This is a genomic window from Paenibacillus lentus (assembly GCF_003931855.1).
Lineage (GTDB): Bacteria > Bacillota > Bacilli > Paenibacillales > Paenibacillaceae > Fontibacillus > Fontibacillus lentus.
The window spans coordinates 2,513,784-2,533,453 of record NZ_CP034248.1 but is presented as its reverse complement, the minus strand read 5'-3'; the positions used below and the strand labels follow the sequence as shown (position 1 = coordinate 2,533,453).

General features: G+C 44.6%; 17 protein-coding genes. 6 read left to right on the top strand and 11 right to left on the bottom strand.

Features of this window, described 5'->3' with window-relative positions:
* Positions 1–149 precede the first annotated feature (149 nt).
* Together EIM92_RS11295 and EIM92_RS11290 are read right to left on the bottom strand one after the other, a co-directional pair.
* Positions 150–1,253, bottom strand: coding sequence for a response regulator transcription factor (locus tag EIM92_RS11295; RefSeq protein WP_125082718.1), 1,104 nt, complete (start codon positions 1,251–1,253; stop codon positions 150–152).
* Positions 1,246–3,060 (bottom strand): cache domain-containing sensor histidine kinase, encoded by a 1,815-nt coding sequence (locus EIM92_RS11290; RefSeq protein WP_164515077.1) that lies wholly within the window; start codon positions 3,058–3,060, stop codon positions 1,246–1,248. The genes EIM92_RS11295 and EIM92_RS11290 overlap by 8 nt, the downstream gene beginning before the upstream one ends.
* 272 nt (positions 3,061–3,332) lie before the next feature.
* Here EIM92_RS11290 and hcp point away from each other — a divergent pair, with 272 nt between their 5' ends.
* Positions 3,333–5,027, top strand: coding sequence for a hydroxylamine reductase (gene hcp, locus EIM92_RS11285; protein WP_125082716.1), 1,695 nt, complete (start codon positions 3,333–3,335; stop codon positions 5,025–5,027).
* A 266-nt stretch (positions 5,028–5,293) separates the two neighbouring features.
* Positions 5,294–5,764 (top strand): helix-turn-helix domain-containing protein, encoded by a 471-nt coding sequence (locus EIM92_RS11280; protein WP_125082715.1) that lies wholly within the window; start codon positions 5,294–5,296, stop codon positions 5,762–5,764.
* 1 nt (position 5,765) lies between these two features.
* On the opposite strand, the gene EIM92_RS24495 is transcribed toward EIM92_RS11280, so the two are convergent.
* From EIM92_RS24495 to EIM92_RS11260, 5 genes are all read right to left on the bottom strand, one after another.
* A complete protein-coding gene (locus tag EIM92_RS24495) occupies positions 5,766–5,897 on the bottom strand; it encodes a hypothetical protein (protein ID WP_281279671.1) in 132 nt (43 codons plus the stop codon).
* On the bottom strand, positions 5,894–6,589 hold the full coding sequence (locus EIM92_RS11275) for a hypothetical protein (RefSeq protein ID WP_125082714.1): 696 nt from the start codon (positions 6,587–6,589) through the stop codon (positions 5,894–5,896). The genes EIM92_RS24495 and EIM92_RS11275 overlap by 4 nt, the downstream gene beginning before the upstream one ends.
* Positions 6,586–7,680 (bottom strand): ABC transporter permease, encoded by a 1,095-nt coding sequence (locus EIM92_RS11270; protein ID WP_125082713.1) that lies wholly within the window; start codon positions 7,678–7,680, stop codon positions 6,586–6,588. The genes EIM92_RS11275 and EIM92_RS11270 overlap by 4 nt, the downstream gene beginning before the upstream one ends.
* Positions 7,677–8,558 (bottom strand): ABC transporter ATP-binding protein, encoded by an 882-nt coding sequence (locus EIM92_RS11265; protein WP_125082712.1) that lies wholly within the window; start codon positions 8,556–8,558, stop codon positions 7,677–7,679. Before EIM92_RS11265 ends, EIM92_RS11270 begins: the two co-directional genes overlap by 4 nt.
* Before the next feature lie 120 nt (positions 8,559–8,678).
* Complete coding sequence (locus tag EIM92_RS11260; RefSeq protein WP_125082711.1) at positions 8,679–9,512, bottom strand: AraC family transcriptional regulator; 834 nt, start codon at positions 9,510–9,512, stop codon at positions 8,679–8,681.
* Between the two features lie 143 nt (positions 9,513–9,655).
* Here EIM92_RS11260 and EIM92_RS11255 point away from each other — a divergent pair, with 143 nt between their 5' ends.
* Entirely contained in the window at positions 9,656–10,753 is a 1,098-nt protein-coding gene (locus EIM92_RS11255; RefSeq protein ID WP_125082710.1) for a glycoside hydrolase family 88/105 protein, read from the top strand.
* Positions 10,754–10,850: 97 nt separating this feature from the next.
* Here the strand turns inward: EIM92_RS11255 and EIM92_RS11250 are convergent, their stop codons facing one another.
* From EIM92_RS11250 to EIM92_RS11240, 3 genes are read right to left on the bottom strand one after another with little or no spacing between them, the layout of a single operon-like run.
* Positions 10,851–11,363 carry a GNAT family N-acetyltransferase gene (locus EIM92_RS11250; RefSeq protein ID WP_125082709.1) on the bottom strand — a complete coding sequence of 171 codons (513 nt, stop codon included), beginning with the start codon at positions 11,361–11,363 and terminating at the stop codon, positions 10,851–10,853.
* Between the two features lie 33 nt (positions 11,364–11,396).
* Positions 11,397–13,013 carry a response regulator gene (locus tag EIM92_RS11245; RefSeq protein ID WP_125082708.1) on the bottom strand — a complete coding sequence of 539 codons (1,617 nt, stop codon included), beginning with the start codon at positions 13,011–13,013 and terminating at the stop codon, positions 11,397–11,399.
* Positions 12,991–14,856, bottom strand: coding sequence for a sensor histidine kinase (locus EIM92_RS11240; RefSeq protein WP_125082707.1), 1,866 nt, complete (start codon positions 14,854–14,856; stop codon positions 12,991–12,993). Before EIM92_RS11240 ends, EIM92_RS11245 begins: the two co-directional genes overlap by 23 nt.
* Positions 14,857–15,000: 144 nt before the next feature.
* On the opposite strand from EIM92_RS11240, the gene EIM92_RS11235 reads away from it, so the two are divergent.
* From EIM92_RS11235 to EIM92_RS11225, 3 genes are all read left to right on the top strand, one after another.
* Positions 15,001–15,891, top strand: a complete 891-nt coding sequence (locus EIM92_RS11235; RefSeq protein WP_125082706.1) for a carbohydrate ABC transporter permease — start codon at positions 15,001–15,003, stop codon at positions 15,889–15,891.
* On the top strand, positions 15,891–16,733 hold the full coding sequence (locus tag EIM92_RS11230) for a carbohydrate ABC transporter permease (protein WP_125082705.1): 843 nt from the start codon (positions 15,891–15,893) through the stop codon (positions 16,731–16,733). The genes EIM92_RS11235 and EIM92_RS11230 overlap by 1 nt, the downstream gene beginning before the upstream one ends.
* Positions 16,734–16,836: 103 nt before the next feature.
* Positions 16,837–18,117: an ABC transporter substrate-binding protein gene (locus tag EIM92_RS11225; protein ID WP_125082704.1), complete on the top strand. Its 1,281-nt coding sequence runs from the start codon at positions 16,837–16,839 to the stop codon at positions 18,115–18,117.
* A 305-nt stretch (positions 18,118–18,422) separates the two neighbouring features.
* Here EIM92_RS11225 and EIM92_RS11220 read toward each other — a convergent pair whose 3' ends face one another.
* A complete protein-coding gene (locus tag EIM92_RS11220; RefSeq protein ID WP_125081264.1) occupies positions 18,423–19,616 on the bottom strand; it encodes a transposase in 1,194 nt (397 codons plus the stop codon).
* Between the last annotated feature and the right edge of the window lie 54 nt (positions 19,617–19,670).

Genomic DNA, 19,670 nt, shown 5'->3' with positions numbered 1-19,670 from the left:
CTGTACCCCTCTTTTCTGGATTTAACTTGTTGTTCACCTTGTCCCTGGCAACGCTTTCAAGGTATGTTTTTATTATAAATTTGTTCATCGTTTAGATTAATGCAATAATCGAGCACGATAAGGAATAAACAGGACAAATAAAGACGAATCTATTCAGAATTCGCCTTATTCGCGTGAAGCTGCTCAAACTCAGAAGGTGCTAGACCAAATCTCTTTTTAAAGCATTTACTGAAATAATTCGGGTCATTATACCCTACCTTTTCTGCCACGGCCGACAGCTTCATTGGTCTGGTTAGCAGGATGCCCTTAGCTTCTTTCATACGAATGTAAGTAATATAATCTACGACTGAAATGTTAGCTTCCTTCTTAAACACTCTGCGCAAATAACTGGCATCAATGTATAGGGCTTGTGCCACACCTTCGACGGTCAGCTCTGAGTCTGGATAGTTTTGTTGAATATATGCTTTGGCCGCTGTAAATAACTGATACGATTTTGATGGCCGAAAGGATTCTCTATAATTAACTGCTTTGCTGAAAAGCTCAATGATCCACCGCTCAGCCTCTTCCCAGGAACGCAGCGCTTTTAGTTGCTGCTCAAGCGTGCTGTCACTCCCCCACACTGCTTCCGGGCTCAGTTCGGACTCGATGATATAAGCGCGGCAAATATTAATCAAGGCTTCCAAATAACTCCGCCCAACCACGTCTGAAATCTCCATGTGGCTTGTGTCCTGCCATATTCGGCTCAGCTCTTCGCGGACTGAACTCATCTCCCTCATCCTTAGGGCCATAATTAACGTCTCCTGGACGTCAAATGGAAGAATTCCAGTGCTCATCGTTTTCTGAGGAAGAGCTTCCTCCTGAACAAAAGGTCGTGAGAGCTCATCCAAAGTACGTTTTACACGCTGAAGCGTCGTCGAAAATTCAACCTTATTGAACGGCTTAAGCAAATAATCCTGTGCCCCAAGCCGAATCGCCTGCCTCGCATAATCAAACTCACTGTGCCCTGTCACAAAAACAACGGATATATCAGGCTGCGACTGCTTTAAGAGTTCTGCCAATTGCAGCCCGTCGATAAACGGCATCGATATATCAATGAATGCGAGATCAGGACGATTGAGCTTAGCTTCCTCCAGCGCTTCTCTTCCGTTAGCCGCCTCGCAGCAAATATGAAATCCATGACTGGCCCAATCGAGCTTGCTTCGCATGTAATCTCTGAACAGAGGTTCATCGTCAACAATCATAACTTTATACATAATGCTCACCTTTATTATAGTTATTGGGTAGAATGAGTTTTACCGTCGTTCCTCGGCCTTCCTTACTTTCAATATGAATACCGTATATGTCACCAAAATACAGCTTCAATCTCTCATGCACACTAAATATGCCAATCGATTTTCTCTTAGCAGGATCCTCTTTGAAATCAGTAATACGGGATACAAGCTGTGGAGACATTCCCACTCCATTGTCCTCCACTTCAATGATTACTTGCTCACGGTCTGAACGCGCACGAATTCGAATAAAACCGCTGCTGTCCTTCGTTTTCAATCCATGATAAATCGCATTTTCAGCCAGGGGCTGCAGCGACAGTTTGGGGATGTTGACTCCCTTGAGTTCGTCAGGAATCGCAATATCGTATTGTAAAATATGAGGATAGCGAACCTGCATAATCGACAGATAATCATTAACTATTTTCATCTCTTCTTCAAGTGTAATAATTTCATAGCCTTTACTCAGAACGATACGATAGAAATCTGCGAGTGCTTTCGTCGTGTCTCTAGCCTCATCCATTCGGTCCATATCAGTAAGTACATAAATCGTATCCAAGGTGTTGTATAGGAAATGCGGCTTGATCTGGGCATGCATCAGTGCAAGCTCGTATTCCCGCTTACGCCGCTGCTCATTCTCCACGGTAACAATTAGCTGCTTAATGCGATCAATCATAAGATTGAATACGGAAGCGAGCAGCCCCATCTCATCCTGGGTGCGAATAGCCGCCGTAACGCTCAAATCCCCATCCTTGACTCTCCGCATCGATTTAGCAAGCTGAAGCAGGGGGTTTACTATAATCTTGGATAACAGGGTAATCCCCAGAAGGGCAAGCAATAAACAAACGAGCCCGATCGCAACGGTCATCCAGACATTATGACTGATCATGCTTTTTAGCGCAGTCATCGGGTTCATGTTCACCAAGCTCCATCCCATTCTATCGTAAGGATAGACAGTGATAAATTCCCGCCCGTGGGCACGATTCACGATCTCTGAATACGGTTCGTTAAGAAACGTCAAGGGCCGCTTCACCTCTAAGTAATCGAACGGCTCTAGAAGATACTCTGGGTTGGAACTGGAAATAATATTCTCATTAGAATCCACCAGCAAATAAGCTTTGGAAATGTCCTGATTTTTGTCTGCGCCTAAAAATGAAGAGAATGTAGTCTCCTTCACATTTATAAATAAAGTTCCTAATTTATTGCCGCTATCTACATCAATGACGACCTTGCCAAGAGTTAGAACAGGAATCGTTGAATCGCTGACCATAAAATTACGCTGCTCCATCCGAAACCAGCGGTTTATTCCATAGCTTCCCGCCTGAATCACTTGTTCGATCATTCCGCTGTCAAATACCTTCTGCTCATGCTCGTTTATGCGGGAATATGAAGTATGGATATGATTATTTCTATCGATGAAAATGGCAGAGTCAACATCGGGAAACAGAATGAGATCGGTCGATAATTTGCTCTGAATCTGTCGTCTGAACCTCAGCTCCTGTATCGAATCGCGCTGCTCCGGCGAGCTGACGATAATGCGATTAATATCCGTAGCGATAAAATTAGCGCTATTCTCCGCATTGCTAATAATAGAATCCAATTGGGATACAATTAATTTTGACTCGTCTAGAGCACTTTGCTCCATATTTTGAATGGTAGATTGACTGAAATTGTAGCTAGAGAGATATCCCGATATAAAGAGGGGAATAAAAATCAGTGGAAGGAATATAAGAATAATTTTGTGCATGATTTGTAATCGTCCAAACCATTGGAACATGGTTCTCCATCTTCTCACAACAATACCCCCAGTGATTTCATAGGTGCTATTCATTATACATTCTAAAATTCAAATCCTATTTTGTATAGGATGATTTAAATCCTTCTGCTTTCAGGAAAGAAAACGGTTCGATTTATTTTTTTCTCTAATTATGGATATTCTGGTTCAATTTTATATATTGTGATCCCAATCACCCAGTCACCTCTTCTCCTGAGCTATGCTTCTGATTAAATTGATATTTTGCATGACTGCACATCCGTTTTACAACTAAAAATGAGGAGGTAATATAGATGAATCAAACTGCATTAAATACGTCTGAACGGGAATTGCCCATGTTTTGTTTTCAATGCCAAGAGGCTTCTAAAGGCACTGGTTGTACGATTGTAGGCGTGTGCGGGAAGACGCCTGATGTCGCCAACCTGCAGGACTTGCTTATATTTATTTTGAAAGGCATATCTTTCTTAAGTGTGGGTACGAAGCTGCCTGAAACGCTGGAACACCGGACTTCCATCTTTATTATGGATTCGTTGTTCGCCACAATCACGAATGCCAACTTTGACCGGGACGTGTTCATTGCAAAAGTACGGGAGGCGCTTGATCTACGCGATGAAGTACGTCAACATTGGGAGCAGCAGCAGCCGCTAGCCAACAAGACGTTATTGCCGGATGCGGCGGTTTGGCATGGCAGCGATGAAGAAGCATTCGATGCCAAAGCCAAGGTAGTTGGCGTACTTGCCACGGAAGATGCCGATATCCGTTCCTTGCGAGAATTGCTCACCTATGGACTGAAAGGAATGGCTGCATATCAGTATCATGCCTATCAACTGAACTATACAAACCGAGAAGTGGAGCAATTTATGCAGCGTGCGCTGGCGGCTACGTTGGACGATACATTAACCGTAGATCAATTGGTCGCACTCGTGATGGAGACGGGTAAGTTCGGTGTGGATGCCATGGCCTTGCTGGATCAAGCCAATACCGGCGTTTATGGTCATCCTGAAGTGACTAAAGTTAACATTGGGGTGCGTAACCGTCCGGGCATCTTAGTAAGCGGCCATGACCTGAAGGATCTCGAGGAACTACTGCAGCAAACCGAAGGTACTGGCGTAGATGTGTATACCCATAGTGAAATGCTGCCGGCCCACTACTATCCAGCCTTCAAGAAATACGAACATTTTGTCGGAAATTACGGCAATGCTTGGTGGAAGCAAGCCAGTGAATTCGAAGACTTTAACGGGCCTATTCTGATGACGACTAACTGTATCGTGCCGCCAAAGCCAGGTTACGTAAATCGGATCTTTACAACGGGCAATACTGGCTATCCTGGCTTAAAGCATATTCCAGAGGGCGCAAACGGCCAGCCTAAAGATTTTTCCGAGTTGATTGACCTTGCCAAACAGTGCCCGCCCCCAACGGAGATAGAGACTGGGGAGATCATCGGTGGCTTTGCCCATAACACTGTAACAAGCATCGCCGATCAAGTGGTGGATGCTGTTAAAGCAGGGGATATCCAGCGTTTCTTCGTCATGGCCGGTTGTGATGGCCGGATGAAGTCTCGTAACTACTATACCGAGTTTGCCCAGCAGCTTCCTAACGATACAATCATCCTAACCGCGGGCTGCGCGAAATACAAATACAACAAGCTCGATCTCGGCGAGATCGGCGGCATTCCACGCATCTTGGATGCAGGCCAATGCAACGACTCCTACTCCCTCGCCATCATTGCGCTGAAGCTGAAAGAGATCCTGGGACTTGATGACATCAACGAGCTGCCGATCTCGTATAATATTGCCTGGTATGAGCAAAAAGCAGTCATCGTGCTGCTGGCCCTGCTCTATCTCGGAGTTAAAAACATCCACCTTGGCCCGACGCTGCCTGCCTTCCTCTCTCCGAATGTCGCCAATGTACTGGTGGAGCAATTCGGCATCGGCGGCATCACGAACGTCGAGGATGACATGGAGATGTTCCTTGGGGCTTATGCTTAAGCAACATCGGCCTCATTATTGTTACTAACAGCACAGATCATAGCGTGATTGTGATTGCACATTGTCAAACTTGTACGAGTTTGTACGCAAGTCGAAGCAGATCGCTCCCTTTAGCTAGAGGGCGTTCTGCTTCTTTGTGTTCTGCTTGTGGTTTCCAACAATAACAGCACATACTATAAACCATTGCATTTTAGGTTTGACATAAAATATGTCAATGTTATAATGGATATAGAAATAGACATATAATACGTCAATGAGGTGAATAAATGACAACGATTACTAGCGTCCCCTATCTCGCTCTGCTTCATCAAGTGCCGTACACAAAAGTATGTAAAGAAATTGGAATCACTCCTCAGCAATTTTCAGACTGGGTCAAGAAAAGACGGCCTGTTCCCAAAGACCGCCTTCAGCAATTGGCTGAATATTTCGGAGTTTCTGCAGAACTGCTTGTCGATAATCATTGTTATTTGTTGGAAGTTAGCGGGGTGGCAAAGTTGCAACTCAAAATTGCCTATATAACAGGAAAACTTAAGATGATAGACGATGAAGAAGAAACGGCCATGCTCCGTGAAACATTAGCTAAATTACAGGAGGAAGTTGAATTACAAGAACTACAGGATCGGTTTGCTGTCGCAATTCAATCGAAGGATCCGAAAGTCCAGCGTCTATGCCTTCTCTTCCTTGAGCAGCTGGAGCAACAGAATTTCAGTCGGCTTGACAGTCTTCTTTCTAACTGATTTAAGTGCCAACCTTGGCAGTGTGTCGTCGTAAGCCAAAGAATAGGCTGCGCCCCTTTGCTTGTTTAGCAATGAGCGCAGCCTGTTCCCCATTCTTCGATACTGATTTTCGTCCCGTAATAAGTAAATTCATTGCTTGGCGTTGCCCCTCATCAGCCCATCTTTCAGACGGCTCGCTAACTTATATTGCTCTACAGGGCGCAGCATAAAGAATCCGCATAATAAGACGAACACTATACTTAACGAGCCTAATGTCCATTTCGATGGTAAATCGCTAAGCCTGTTGGCATACGAAAATAAATTCAGCCAGGAGGCATTCTCCATATTAATGTTCCAAAACATCCAATTGGCGAGACCCAGCAAGTAACCAATTTCGGGCGATCTCAGAGCAGCTCCGCCCAATAAAGATAATGCTCCGGAAAATAATAGACCAGGCAACGCAACATATAGAAGCCTTAAAAAAGGAAGCTGCTCATTGGAGAAGAGAAGACCGTGAGGGGACATATTCATGCGTAATAACAACCACCCTGCAAGCAGCATGAAGATCACAAGCAGAACCATAGCCACTAATCTGTAAACTAATAAATTCAGCCTTCGGCCTCTGCGGGTAGCCAGCACCTCTGTTGCTTGAGCGTAATGATCAACCCAAAACAAATCAGGGAGTAATATGATACCTGCGAATGGTAGATAGATTTCATACAGATTCAAAACGTCCACGGCTGTCGGAGCATAGAACATAAAAGGAATAAATACGATAAACGCTCCTGTCAGCAGCCACTTTACCGGCGAATAGAGAACTTTAAATTGATATACCATTAGCTTCATGAGGTCAACCTGCCTTTTCCTTTGAGCCCTTGCCGGGGCCATAATCGTCCGGCTAGGAGCACGAACAGAATACTTAGCCCTAAAACAACGCCCTGATGCGGCAAGTATTCCATCCAACGATGGGATGAACTTTCGTCCAGCCGGATCATATATTTTATTGATGACCACGGAGTGCTATCATTTTCCATAAACACACCAGAAGTAATGTTGTAAATGAGATAAAGTAGAAAAACCGGCAAAGCAGCAACTTCATTTTGGAATATACACCCTAGCAAAACGATAATAGCCCCGGATATCATAAAAGTCGGCAATACACAAATAAGCAGACCTAACGGCAAATTCGTAAAATGGTAATTATATGCCTGAGCTGTGACCTGGACTCCAATCCAAATATTAACTACAGTGCTTACAAGTACAGCAGGCAAGCTCCATGCGGTAACCGTCCCAAAATATTTTCCAATCACGTATTGTTGGCCTGTAAATGGCTTGGCATGCAGCCACTCTAAGGCATTAAACCGTCTATCTTTGAAGAATAGCATTAAAAAAGCAGGGATGGATAGAAATGACATAATGATTTGCAGCCGGTCCACCCAAAGTACAGCGAATTCCGAGCTAAAGGCTCGCTGTTCATAGTAAGCTTTGAATACAGGCTGAACCTCCTCAATTGAACCTAGGCGTTGTCCCTTTTCCTCGATATAAACTTCCCATTGCGGCGCGAACGAAGGGTATTGATGTTTCACTAAGGCGTTTGCTTGCTCCAGGGGTAGATTTTGTGCCTTTATTATAGCGGTTAATTCTTTAGAAGCATTATAATTTTTTGGGGACAGAATACCTTCCGGGAGATTATCGATGTGCTGCAGCACGGATGTTAGAGTCTCTTCAGGCGAAACGTCCACATGCAGCAATTCGGGGTGTATTCCTTTTTCGTAGAGCTGACGGATGTCATTATTATCTTCCACTGGATAATGTTGAATATAGGGTGAAAATTCCGACCACAGAAACAAGAGGGCAATTAAAATGCCGAGCAAATAAAACTTGCTCTTGATCTGGTAGAGGAACTCGAACCACATCACTTTGCAAACTGTCATCATGGGGCAAGCCCGCCTATCATCCAAATATAAGCATCCTCAGCGGTTGGAGCTGCTTGAATGCTGTCCGCTTTCGGTGCCTTCTCGCCAAGCAGCCGTAACCTGACGCTGTCCCCCATGTAGTGATTGGACACAAGAGTAAACTCAGTCAACATACTCTTATAATCCTCGGTTATCGGCAAGGTACACTCCCATACCATGCCGGAGACCGCCTTGATCATACTGCCAATGTCACCTTGATACTTTAGCGTCCCTTGATCCAGTACAGCCACTTGTTGGCATGACTGGGCAATATCTTCAATGATATGCGTAGACAAAATGACGATGCGCTGACCTGCATATTCCGTTAATAAGTTTCGGATCGATATTCGTTCTTCAGGGTCGACTCCCGTTGTCGGCTCATCTACGATAAGAATTTCGGGTTCATGAATGATCGCTTGTGCAATACCTAACCTTCTTTTCATGCCACCAGATAACTCTCGAACTTTTTTATCAGCCTGCTTATCCAAATGTACTTTTTCTAATGAATCCTGAATTCTGGTCTGTTTCGTCTTTCCGCTCAGTCCATGCAGCATGGCTATGTAATCCATGGTTTCCTTTACCGTTAATCTAGGATAGAAACCGAAGTCCTGAGGAAGATAGCCTATTCTCTTCTGCAAATGTCTTTGCATGGCTGCCGATTTCATCGTCTGTCCATCAAAATAGACGGTCCCGGCGGTTGCTTCCATAATCCCTGCGATAATTCGCATTAAGGTAGTCTTACCGGCTCCGTTCCGCCCGATCAGGCCACATAGACCGGGGCCAATGTTAAATGAAACCTTATGAAGCCCGTAAGATTTCTTCGAGTATCGCTTACTGACTTGATCAATCTGAATTTGCATATTTTCACCTCTTCACGACTTATACCGTTCTTTCAAACATAGCTTGATATTGATTTTTTTCAAGCTATTGTTATAACGATTCAGTCTAGCAAATGTTGATATGCATTAAACAAATTGAACCTAATAATTTCTTCTATAATATAACGGCGCATTGCCCGTGACTTCCTTGAACACCCGGCCGAAATGCGTCACACTACCAAAGCCTACCTTCCTGGCGATCAGGTGCACCTTCATGGAAGAGTGCTCCAGCAGCTTCTTGGCTTCCTTAATCCGGACGCTATTCACGTACTCTACATATGTAAAACCTGTCGCTTTTTTAAAATAACGGCTCAAATAATAGGGGCTGATATAGAACCTATCCGCCAGCAACTGCAGCGATAAGTCCTCCGTGTAATGTTCATTAATATAGCGGACGATCTCCGATATTCTTTCGTGCATGGGACTTGGCGAGGCCAAGAGCTCCATAGCATTGTGCTTGAAGTGCCTACAGCAAATGATAAGCAGCTGCACGGCAAGCGTCTGCGCAAACAATTCGAAACCACTCGCCTGTTCCTTCATTTCCTGTAGAATAGCCCGAGCCATCGGCTCGATCGACAGTTGGTTACGCACGGAATCGCTTACAATCAGATAATCCCGTTCCAGCAAAGGACGAAGCGCTTCCTTATGGGAACCATCCGGCGAAAAATACTGCTCATGCATATTAATAATGAGCCGCTCATGCTGCGGCTGGACCGCATTGATTGTACGGTGCAAAATATTCGGCGCAATAATGACTACATCGCCCTCGTTGATCGCTAACGTCCGGTCCTGAATAAAAATATTCCGCTGACCAGACATCAAATAATAGATTTCGTATGTACTATGAAAGTGGCTAAACGGCATATGGTGACTTAATGCTTTCCGGTGGGATACCAGGAAATTTCCTGTGTGATTTTCAAAATAAAGATCTCCCAACCCGCTCCCTCTCCTTCCTAACCTTTACTCCTGCTGCTGTCCATTATACCGCAAGAAATAAGAAGAAATAGGCTATTTCTGCAAAAAACGTACATTTCACGATGCTAGAATAAAAGTAAAATCAAGGAGGAGGAAGGATATCAATGCCATCATCCACATCCCTTAAGACCCCGATTCAATGGGCGCAAACCGCCTGTGAAGCAATTATGGCCAAATTCGAGCCGGAGGATCTTCCACCAGACCGATTCCATTATCATCAAGGCGTTTTTCTATCTGGCATGGAAAAATGCTGGCGGCAGACGGGAGAACAAAAATTGTATGATTATATGAAACGGTGGGTGGATAGCCAGATTCTCGAGGACGGCAGCATCAAGAAATTTATGTCTGACGAGCTCGACGATATTCAGCCTGGCGTGCTTCTCTTCACCCTCTATGAGCAGACGGGAGACGAGCGGTACAAAAAAGCGCTGCATACGCTAGTGCCTCTGCTGAAGTCATGGCCGACGAATGCGTCGGGCGGGTTCTGGCACAAGGGACATTATCCGAATCAAATGTGGCTGGACGGCTTGTATATGGCAGGCCCGATTGCCGTGCAATTTGCCAAGACCTTCGGAGACAGCGAATATTTCTCCATGATGACCTTCCAGGCTCTTCTCATGGAGAAGCATACGAAGGATCCGGCCACCGGCTTGCTGTATCATGGCTGGGATGAAACCAAAGAAGCCGGATGGGCTGACCCCATCTCGGGTGTCGCACCAGAGTTCTGGGGCCGCGCTATTGGCTGGTATCCCGTCGCTTTGCTGGAAATGTTCGAATACCTGCCGGAGGATCACCCGGATAAAGCCAAGCTCGTGGCCATTCTGCAGGATCTGCTTATCGCTCTTACGAACTATCAGGATCCGGCCACCGGATTATGGTATCAAGTCGTCGACAAAGGAGACCGCCCGGATAATTGGCTGGAAAACTCCTGTACGGCGCTGTTTGTGCATGCCATTGCCAAAGCGGTTAGGTTCGGATACTTGGATGCCGAGTACATGGACTATGCCTGGAAAGGCTACCAAGGCGTAATCGATACACTGAAGTCCGACGAGAAAGGCAACGTCGTGATTGGTAACATCTGCATCGGCACCGGAATCGGCGATTATGCCCACTACATTGCCCGCCCCACCAGCGAAAACGATCTGCACGGCGCTGGCGCCTTCATTCTCATGTGCATCGAGATGAATCTAGCGGCAACGTAATAAAGGATCTATAAGCAGTAAGCAGCTAACAAGAGCCGGCATCCGCCGGCTCACATAAATCAGTGCTTTCATTCACAGGTAAAATTGGAGTAGAAGCTTAGATAAATTTCCCCATCGATAATAAGTTATAGTACTGATCAGCAATTTTTACTTCATTTTTCTGTACTCCTTCTATTTCAAATCCAAATCGCTCATATAATTTTATAGCACGGATATTAGTTTCAACCACTTTTAAATTTATTTTTCTAATATCATGTGCTTCACTCCAAGATAATAAATGCTCAATTAACATGGTACCTATTCCTTGCCCCCAGTATTGTTTTAAAATGCCCATACCAAATTCTCCAGTATGCTTATACCTGGTCAGATTATTTCCTCTGAATCCTAAAGAACCCACAATATTATCATTACAGGAAGCAACAAACATAACACTACGAGGTTCAGCGAGTATATTACGGATAAAAGACTCTTCCTCATGCAGCGATAACCGGAATTCTCCTTCTCCTCTCAGCGTGAACTCTGTCTCTTTATCGATTATGGGAATGATCTGTAGTAATGCCTTTGCATCTTCTACGAGCACTTCTCTAACGCTAATTTTGTTATTCATCATGCACCTTCTTCATTAAATATGTTTGATTATAATTTATGTATTTAACTGTTTTCTAAACTCACGGGAAGTCTGCCCGGTTATCTTTTTGAATACACGGCTAAAATATTTTTCATCCTGAAATCCGACAAGCTCTGCAATTTGAGCTATACGCATGTTTGAATCTGCTAACAACATTTTAGCTTTATCAATTCTTAGTCGGGTAAGGTAGTCTATTAAATTCTCATTTGTGACCTGCTTGAATTTCCTCGAAACATTCTCTCGACTGATAAAAAAGCAATCCGCAATATGCTGCAGTGTAATTTCTTTGTGATAGTTTTGATCAATATAGCGTTTGATGTCCTGTACCAATCGACTGTCCTGATCATGCATAGAGTTATACTTCCGAGAAATGGCAAGCAGCTTGGCCGCAACTCGCTCCTTCCAAACCGCAAGCGAAAAGTTCCCGTTGGTATCGAAAGGCAGTTCTAAATCAAACGTTTCATCCGAATCGGCGCTCTTGTCCCATCCGATTTCAGCCTTCCAGTTTAACAGGGCAGACTTAAAATTCTTCTGCCATTTTTCAAGCTGGAGCTGAGATAGGTAAGGTTGCTGCTCTATGAGAGCAGCCCATTTATCCACCCATTCCATAATGCGATCGCGCTGTCCGGATAATACCGCAAACTTAAAGGGTTCATAAAAGCGAAGAAATGGGCAATCCTCTTCACTAACCACCTGATCAATATCGTGATACATATGAATCCATTCACCTGAACAAAGCAAATTGCGTTGTTGCAGTGCTATCTTGGCCTGATGAAACGAACGGGGCACATCTTCTGAAATGAGGCATACTTCACCGAGGCCAAAGTGAACTTGAATTTGATAGGTTTCCAGCATGGATTGATTGATACTTCGTAGGGACTCTTCTATATCCTTGACTTGATTCCAATAAAAAATCGCAACATTCACTCCCTCAATCCCACAACGAAAGGCGTATCCGTGACTGCCGTTTTCCCCCACAAGCACATCATTACATATATTCATGATGGCATAATACATTAAAGACGCATCTCCATTGAACCGGGTTAATAGCCTTTGATCCATCATTTCCAAAGATAAGATGGCAACCTGGCAGCGGGTATGTCCCAAGGTTAGTCCGAAGTGATCGCTCAGGGCAGCAGCTAGTTCCTCATATCGTCGATAGCCGGACATCAAGTCCGTAAGCATTCGATCCCAGTATAGCGGCTGAAGTTCATTGATCTGAATATTCCGGTGAAGGGCCCGCTCACTTTCTTCCTTTTCCTGCCGCCATTTGCGAACCGCGCGTTCTGTCGCCTCCACGATTTTGTTGCCGTTCAACGGTTTAAGCAAATAATCCATCCCCCCATATACAATGGCGGGTTGAAGATATTTGTAATCCTGATATCCGCTGATGATAATTACTTTCGTGCAGGGAATATGCCGGTGAATCCATTCCAGAAGCTGGGCTCCATCCATCAGGGGCATTCGCATATCCGTGAAAATAATCTCCGGTCGCTCCGCCAAAATCAGGTTGATCGCTTCTTGTCCATTCATAGCCTCAAATACAGAATCGATCCCAAATACCTCCCAGGGCACAAAGTAGCGAATGGCCTCCCTTACATGCTTTTCATCATCCACAATCAGTGCTTTCACTCTTGTCCTCCTCTATAATTCTGCAATTTCCAGTCGGTATCCATAAAGCTACCGTTAAGCCGCCGTTATCATGTCCCCTCATCGTCAGACTAGCTTCCTTGCCAAAATACAATCGGAGTCTGGCTAATACGTTTCGAAGCCCGATCTGTTCCATTTCATTTTTTGTCTCGACATTGATCGCTAACTCCATCTCCCGGACTTGTTCCGGCGTCAGCTGCTTTCCATTATCAGAGACGGCAATCATCAGATTTCCTGCCTCGTCCAGGTGGCTGGCAATGCGGACACGTATCGGCCCATTCACGATGCCGTCATCAAAAGCATGCTTAAAAACATTTTCTACAAGAGGCTGTAAAATCATTTTAGGAACGGCTTGAATTTTGGTTTCTTCCGCGATATCAAAATGGATCTCAAGATATTCATTGCCAAATCGCTCCTCTTGCAGCATAAGATAATGCTCCACATGCTCCAACTCTTCTTGAAGCGTAACCGTATTTACCCCCGTAGCCATTGTATAGCGCATCATGCTTCCAAGTGCACAAATCCGTTCATAAACCTCCAGAGCCTTGTACCTAAGGGACAATGTAGCTATCGACTGTAATGCATTATATAAAAAATGCGGATTGATCTGCGCCTGGAGCGCCTTTAACTGGTTGCTCTTATTGGCGATTTCGAGCTTGTATTCTTTTAATATCAGATTATTGATGGTCTGGGTCATATTATTAATTTTTCTCGTTAAAATTCCGAATTCATCCTCGGTCGCAATCTCCACCTGGGCATCCATATCTCCAATTTGTACCTTTTGTGTGAAGGAGATTATCCGTTTAATCGGATTCGTAAAACGAATAGAGATAAAGACTGCAGCGATCATCCCAACAATCAGAAATAGCATACCGATTCCTGTAGTGATATGGGTAATTGCTCTCGCATCTCCATATAAATTATCATAGGGAACCAGCTTAAGAAGATAACCCTTAAATAAAGGACTCTGGATTGCCCTGTAAAATACAATACCTTCGAAATTTTCGTCCTTCCATGAAAAATGACCGTGATCTTCTTTGGACGGGACCTGACTCCATCCCGCTTTAATCGTCTTTCCTATCAGCTCCGGGTCAGAGGAATAAAGGGCGCCTCCCTCTTCATTCAGCAAGAAAACCTGCTCTGAACCGAGGTGATACATGGCCTTCGCTATTTCCTCAAGCTCAGTTAAACGAAAGTCTATGGAAAGATACCCCATGGCTTCATCACTTGGTGTACGGTAAATGGGATAGTGGGCACTAAAAACCTCGATAGAACCCGATTTAAGATTTGGAATTCCAGATTTCATTCCATATCTATGATCCGGATGCGTTATTTCTATAAAAGGCTCCACCTTTCCTGACGGGGATACTAAAGGACGGTAGGAATCGTTATATTCTCTACGAAAAAAACCCTTTAACAAGGTATTGGATTGTTGATTGGCATTCACGAACAGATGAATCTGATAGATATCTTTATTGGATTGAAACATATTCAGCAATTGGCTCGAAAAAACATTACGATTGATGTCTTCCTTCGAGTCAGCCTCCTGCAAATGTTGAGGCTTGGCCGATAATATCGATGTGTACAGGGAGTTAGGGATATTGATTCCGCTATAAATGGATAAGGCTAATTCATGAATTCCCTTGAAATAGCTTTGAAGATTGGAGGCACCGAGGTTAAGATAATTCGTATTTTCCCGAATCGATTTTTCCGTCACTGACGCTTTTGTATAAAAGTAAGAGACCGTGATTGATACTCCTGTCGGCAGTATTACCGCGAACAGAAGAAGTGCTATCAACTTGAAACGGATACTTTTCCGAAACAAACATATCCCTCCTATTTTCACAACATCTTAGCAAAGGACGGCAAAATATTCCACTATTATTATCATAAAAATGAGTGTTGCATCCACCCTATCCTTTCTATACTGAGTTTGATTAACCTCACAGATCTGAAAGGAGATAAACCTATGAACAGAGTTTTACGGTCGAAGAAAGGCTGGGCACAACAGGTTATTTTTCTCGGTCCATGCCTTGTTTTTTTTGCCACCATTGTGCTCGTCCCGTTCGCCCTAGGATTCTATTACTCATTCACGGACTGGAACGGTCTCGACTTGGACAAAGCCGTCTGGACAGGGGCAGATAATTGGAGAAGAATTTTTATGAACGACGACAAATTCTGGGAATCCCTTAACTTCACACTGAAGTTTACAGTGATTTCGGTGTGCATATCCAATTTTCTCGCATTAGGTCTCGCCCTGATTTTGACCAGTTCCATAAAGACCCGGAAAATTTTGCGAACTGTCTTCTTTATGCCTAATGTAATAGGCGGAATACTGCTCGGTTATATTTGGCAGTTTATTTTTACGAAGGGATTCGGCACCATCGGGGAATTGACCGGCCTGTCTTTTTTCCAACTTCCATGGCTCGGAACGCCGTCCACTGGATTTTGGGGACTCATTATCGTCTTTGTCTGGCAAACCGCAGGGTATATGATGGTGATCTATATCGCCGCCCTAACTGGTACCCCGAAGGATCTGATTGAAGCAGCGCAAATGGATGGAGCACGTCCACATCAGCTTCTGGGGAAAATATACATCCCCTTGATTATGCCAGCGATTACAATTTGTCTTTTCCTTACAACTTCCACCGCCTTCAAAATGTTTGATCTCAACCTTTCCTTGACGAAAGGCGGTCCTGGCACATCCACGCAATCACTGGCTTATAACATCTACGCCGAAGCTCTAATCAATAATCGTTATGGCTTGGGCACAGCTAAAGCACTGCTGTTCTTTCTCGCCGTGTCAGCCATTACCATTACTCAGGTTTGGGTGACGAAGCGTAAGGAGGTATCCGCCTAATGTTTTCTCATAATCAAACATATCGTACGAGGCTATTGATTCTAGAAATCGCTGCTATATTACTCGGCTTGCTCTTTTTGTCTCCCTTTTACTTGGTTCTGACCAACTCGGTAAAATCGCTAAAGGAAATTCTGATCGACGCAGCCTCTTTTCCACAAATCTTCCATTGGGATAATTACTCAAACGTCTGGAGTGCCATAAACTTTCCTCAAGCATTCTCGAATTCATTTTTAATTACTGTATTTAGCGTAGTTCTCATCGTTCTGTTCAGTTCCATGGCTGCGTACCAAATCGTCCGCAAACCAACCCGTTTCAATATGCTGGTATTCCTGCTGCTGATTTCAGCCATGATCATACCGTTTCAGTCCATCATGCTGCAATTAGTCCGCGTCACAAGTTTGCTGGAATTGCGCGGGGAATTTTACGGCATTGTAGCTTGTTATCTCGGTTTTGGGATGCCGTTATCCGTTTTTCTGTTCCATGGATTTATCAAGACGGTTCCCATCGAACTGGAAGAGGCAGCTAAAGTGGATGGTTCGAATCCTTATGGTGTTTTTTTCCGAATCGTTTTTCCTCTACTGATGCCTATCGCTGTTACTGTCATTATTCTGAACACATTATGGATCTGGAATGATTATCTGCTGCCGGTACTCGTGATTGGGGGCAATAAAGATCTAACAACATTACCCCTAGCTGTCACGAAGTTCTTTGGTCAGTATACGAAAAAATGGGATCTTGCACTCGCTGGTCTTGTCATGGCAATTACACCAATAATCATCTTCTTTCTTTCACTTCAAAAATATATCGTCGAAGGTGTAACAGCAGGTTCTGTAAAAGGTTAGCCAACAAAATTGTCCACTTTTTTCAGCATAAAAATTAGTGTCTGTCGCAATGCGTATTCACTAAAATGACCTTATAGGCAAAATATAAAGGGAGGTTATCGAAATGAAAAAATGGAAGCTTGCCCTCATTGTCGCAACCGTTTTCACTTTAGTCATTGCAGGTTGCAGCAAAGATGGGAATCAAGGCGCACCAACAAATAACGGGGAACAAAACCAACAGGGGGCCAAAAAAGACGTCAGCATTAAAATGTTTAACTTCAAGGTTGAAATTGCCGAAGCCCTCAATAATCTGGTCGATGAATATGAGAAAGAAACTGGTGTCAAAGTAGAAGTGGAAACCCATGGCGGCGGGGAAGACTACGGTGCATTATTAAAGGCCGAGTTAGCTTCAGGTTCTGAACCGGAGATCTTCAATAATGGCGGATATGTCGGATTGATCCCCTATATGGATCGTGCGACAGATCTTACCGACGAGGCCTGGGCCAAAGATCTGATTGAATCCTCCAAGAATCCCACCATGGTAGACGGGAAGCTTTACGGCATGCCAATGAACGTGGAGGGATACGGTATTATTTATAATAAATCCTTGTTTGAGCAAGCTGGAATTACCGAAGAACCAAAGAACCTATCACAATTAAAAGAGGCCGTGGAAAAATTGAATGCCGAAGGTATTACACCGTTCATGGCAACGAATGAATGGTGGTCACTCGGCATGCATCTGGTGAATGTCGGGCTCGCCAATCAGCCCGATCCACAAAAGTTCATCGAAGACGTCAAGGCAGGAAACGCGACCTTCAAAGACAATGAAATCTTCAAACAATGGCTGGATCTAGTCGACTTGATATTTAACAATGCGCAAAAAGACAAAATGACGAGCGATTACGCCTCGCAAATCGCCAACTTCTCGGCAGGCAAAGCTGCGATGATGCTTCAGGGCAATTGGACGCAAGCCGACATCGATAAAATCGATCCCCATTTGCAGTTAGGAGTGCTTCCGGCTCCGATCAACGATAACGAAGGCAGTGTACTGATCGGGGTACCTAGCAACTATATTGTGAACAGCAAATCAGACCATCCTGAAGAGGCAAAAAACTTCCTAAACTGGCTGGTCACATCCGAAACCGGAAAAACTTTTGTAAGTAAAGAATTTAAATTTATTCCTGCCCTGACAAACATTGAAGCTACCGAAAATGATATCGGACAAATAGCCGTGGCTATCCAGGATAAATCACCTACTGCGCTCGGCTGGTATTGGGACCTGTTCCCAGACGGTGTATCGCAAGGCTTTGGAGCCGCGATGCAGGAATACTTGGGGGCCCAAATCTCCGGACAACAACTGCTGGAGAAGTTGGATAAGTCGGTTGAAGATATAGTGAAACAGTAAGAGGTTCCTCAAAGTTAAACAAGCAAGCCAGCTTGGCAGTCCCTTTTTGCCATCTGGCTTGCTTGTTATTACATAACTGTTTACACAACTAATGCCTATGGTTCCATCAACGCTAGCTTCTCGACCCGCGAGACATAGTTACGGCTTTGCCAAGATCATGGGTTACTTAGGTGAGCATTTTGCATAATTCCCTATTTGAGAATTGAATAGCAGAACCTAGACCTAGTTGGTGGTGCATTTTCAGCTAAATCCACTCGGTTTTCAAAAATGGGCAGACCTGCAGAATTTTCTGCGCATTCAAAATTTTAAGCAGCGACTTTTCTGTATTTCTGAGCCATTGCCAGGGCAGAAGCCAGCAATACAATTGCATTTAAATATTGGTGAGTTATGACTTTCTCTATGCCCCAAACATGCATGGCGTCTGCGGTCAAATAGGTTTTCATTCGGGAGTTGCAGCGTTCTACACTCGTTCTTTCTTTGTAAAGTTCTTGCCAACGTTTCGTGTTCCGGTGCGGACTTGAATAACGGCGCAAATCGCTTTTTGTATCAACCTTGAGCACCATTCCATAGTTGGAAGATGAACAGGCTGCCATCCCCAGCGGACAATCCACCTTGCCGGTCGCATGGGGACACCGGAATTTCAGGTGATCGCCATCTACTCCCCAGTATGTCATGGCAAAACCCATGGAGCAGCAAGGTGTACCGTTAGATGTTATACCTGCAGGCGGTTCCTTCTCATTGCGAAGATTCATCGGGATAATCGCTTGCGCTTTGAGCTTCCGTGCCGCTTCATAGTTTTTAAGTTGGTCATACCCAGCATCAAACACAAAGAACTTCACTTTCGCATCGGCAGCCACTTGTTCCATAAGAGCGGGTGCCAGATCACCGTCATTGACATGAGCCGGTGTAACCGAGAGGGCCAGGGGCAGTTCGCTAGCGGTGTCGACAGCAAGATGAAGCTTATAGCCGAACCACTTGACCTTGTTACCAAAGGAGTCAAACTTCGCGCCCCAGTTGGCATTCCCCGTCAGCTCACTTTTGCGCTTCGGCTGTTTCTTCTCGTAGGCATGGATCGCTGCGCTGTCCATCGCCACGTGACTTCCATCGATGATTCCTTCCTGCTTACAGCGTGTGACGAGATCCTCAAACAGACGTTTTGCCAATCCCTTATTCGTTAGCTCAGTGAAAACGCGGCTTAATGTGGCGATTGATGGAGCTTTTCGATCAAGCCTGAGTCCGCATTGGTAACGGAAACGAAGATCCATATCCAGACGACGATGCAAGCCGCTAAATGTATCCATGTTCTCCAGCGGCGCTGCAAGCAATGCGCGAAGAATCCCTTGTCGGCAGTGCCCATCGGCACCTCGGGGTGAATGACTTCTCAATTCTTTAGCATATGGCCGTAAGTCCAGGGCGCTGAAGAAGATAGGCAAACGTTCTTTAAATTCAAGTTTTTGAAGTTCTTCAAAGGAAAATAGACTTTCTTGTAGAATATACATAGTGACTTCTCCCCCTTGGGTTTTCTTGTTTTGTCACTTGAAAACTTCTCCAAG

What these genes read in the sequence shown, in the direction of transcription:
- EIM92_RS11295 (WP_125082718.1), bottom strand. Translation starts at nt 1,253, where the DNA reads ATGTATAAAGTTATGATTGTTGACGATGAACCTCTGTTCAGAGATTAC.
- hcp (WP_125082716.1), top strand. Translation starts at nt 3,333, where the DNA reads ATGAATCAAACTGCATTAAATACGTCTGAACGGGAATTGCCCATGTTT.
- EIM92_RS11280 (WP_125082715.1), top strand. Translation starts at nt 5,294, where the DNA reads ATGACAACGATTACTAGCGTCCCCTATCTCGCTCTGCTTCATCAAGTG.
- EIM92_RS24495 (WP_281279671.1), bottom strand. Translation starts at nt 5,897, where the DNA reads ATGAATTTACTTATTACGGGACGAAAATCAGTATCGAAGAATGGGGAA.
- EIM92_RS11275 (WP_125082714.1), bottom strand. Translation starts at nt 6,589, where the DNA reads ATGAAGCTAATGGTATATCAATTTAAAGTTCTCTATTCGCCGGTAAAG.
- EIM92_RS11270 (WP_125082713.1), bottom strand. Translation starts at nt 7,680, where the DNA reads ATGATGACAGTTTGCAAAGTGATGTGGTTCGAGTTCCTCTACCAGATC.
- EIM92_RS11265 (WP_125082712.1), bottom strand. Translation starts at nt 8,558, where the DNA reads ATGCAAATTCAGATTGATCAAGTCAGTAAGCGATACTCGAAGAAATCT.
- EIM92_RS11255 (WP_125082710.1), top strand. Translation starts at nt 9,656, where the DNA reads ATGCCATCATCCACATCCCTTAAGACCCCGATTCAATGGGCGCAAACC.
- EIM92_RS11250 (WP_125082709.1), bottom strand. Translation starts at nt 11,363, where the DNA reads ATGATGAATAACAAAATTAGCGTTAGAGAAGTGCTCGTAGAAGATGCA.
- EIM92_RS11235 (WP_125082706.1), top strand. Translation starts at nt 15,001, where the DNA reads ATGAACAGAGTTTTACGGTCGAAGAAAGGCTGGGCACAACAGGTTATT.
- EIM92_RS11230 (WP_125082705.1), top strand. Translation starts at nt 15,891, where the DNA reads ATGTTTTCTCATAATCAAACATATCGTACGAGGCTATTGATTCTAGAA.
- EIM92_RS11225 (WP_125082704.1), top strand. Translation starts at nt 16,837, where the DNA reads ATGAAAAAATGGAAGCTTGCCCTCATTGTCGCAACCGTTTTCACTTTA.
- EIM92_RS11220 (WP_125081264.1), bottom strand. Translation starts at nt 19,616, where the DNA reads ATGTATATTCTACAAGAAAGTCTATTTTCCTTTGAAGAACTTCAAAAA.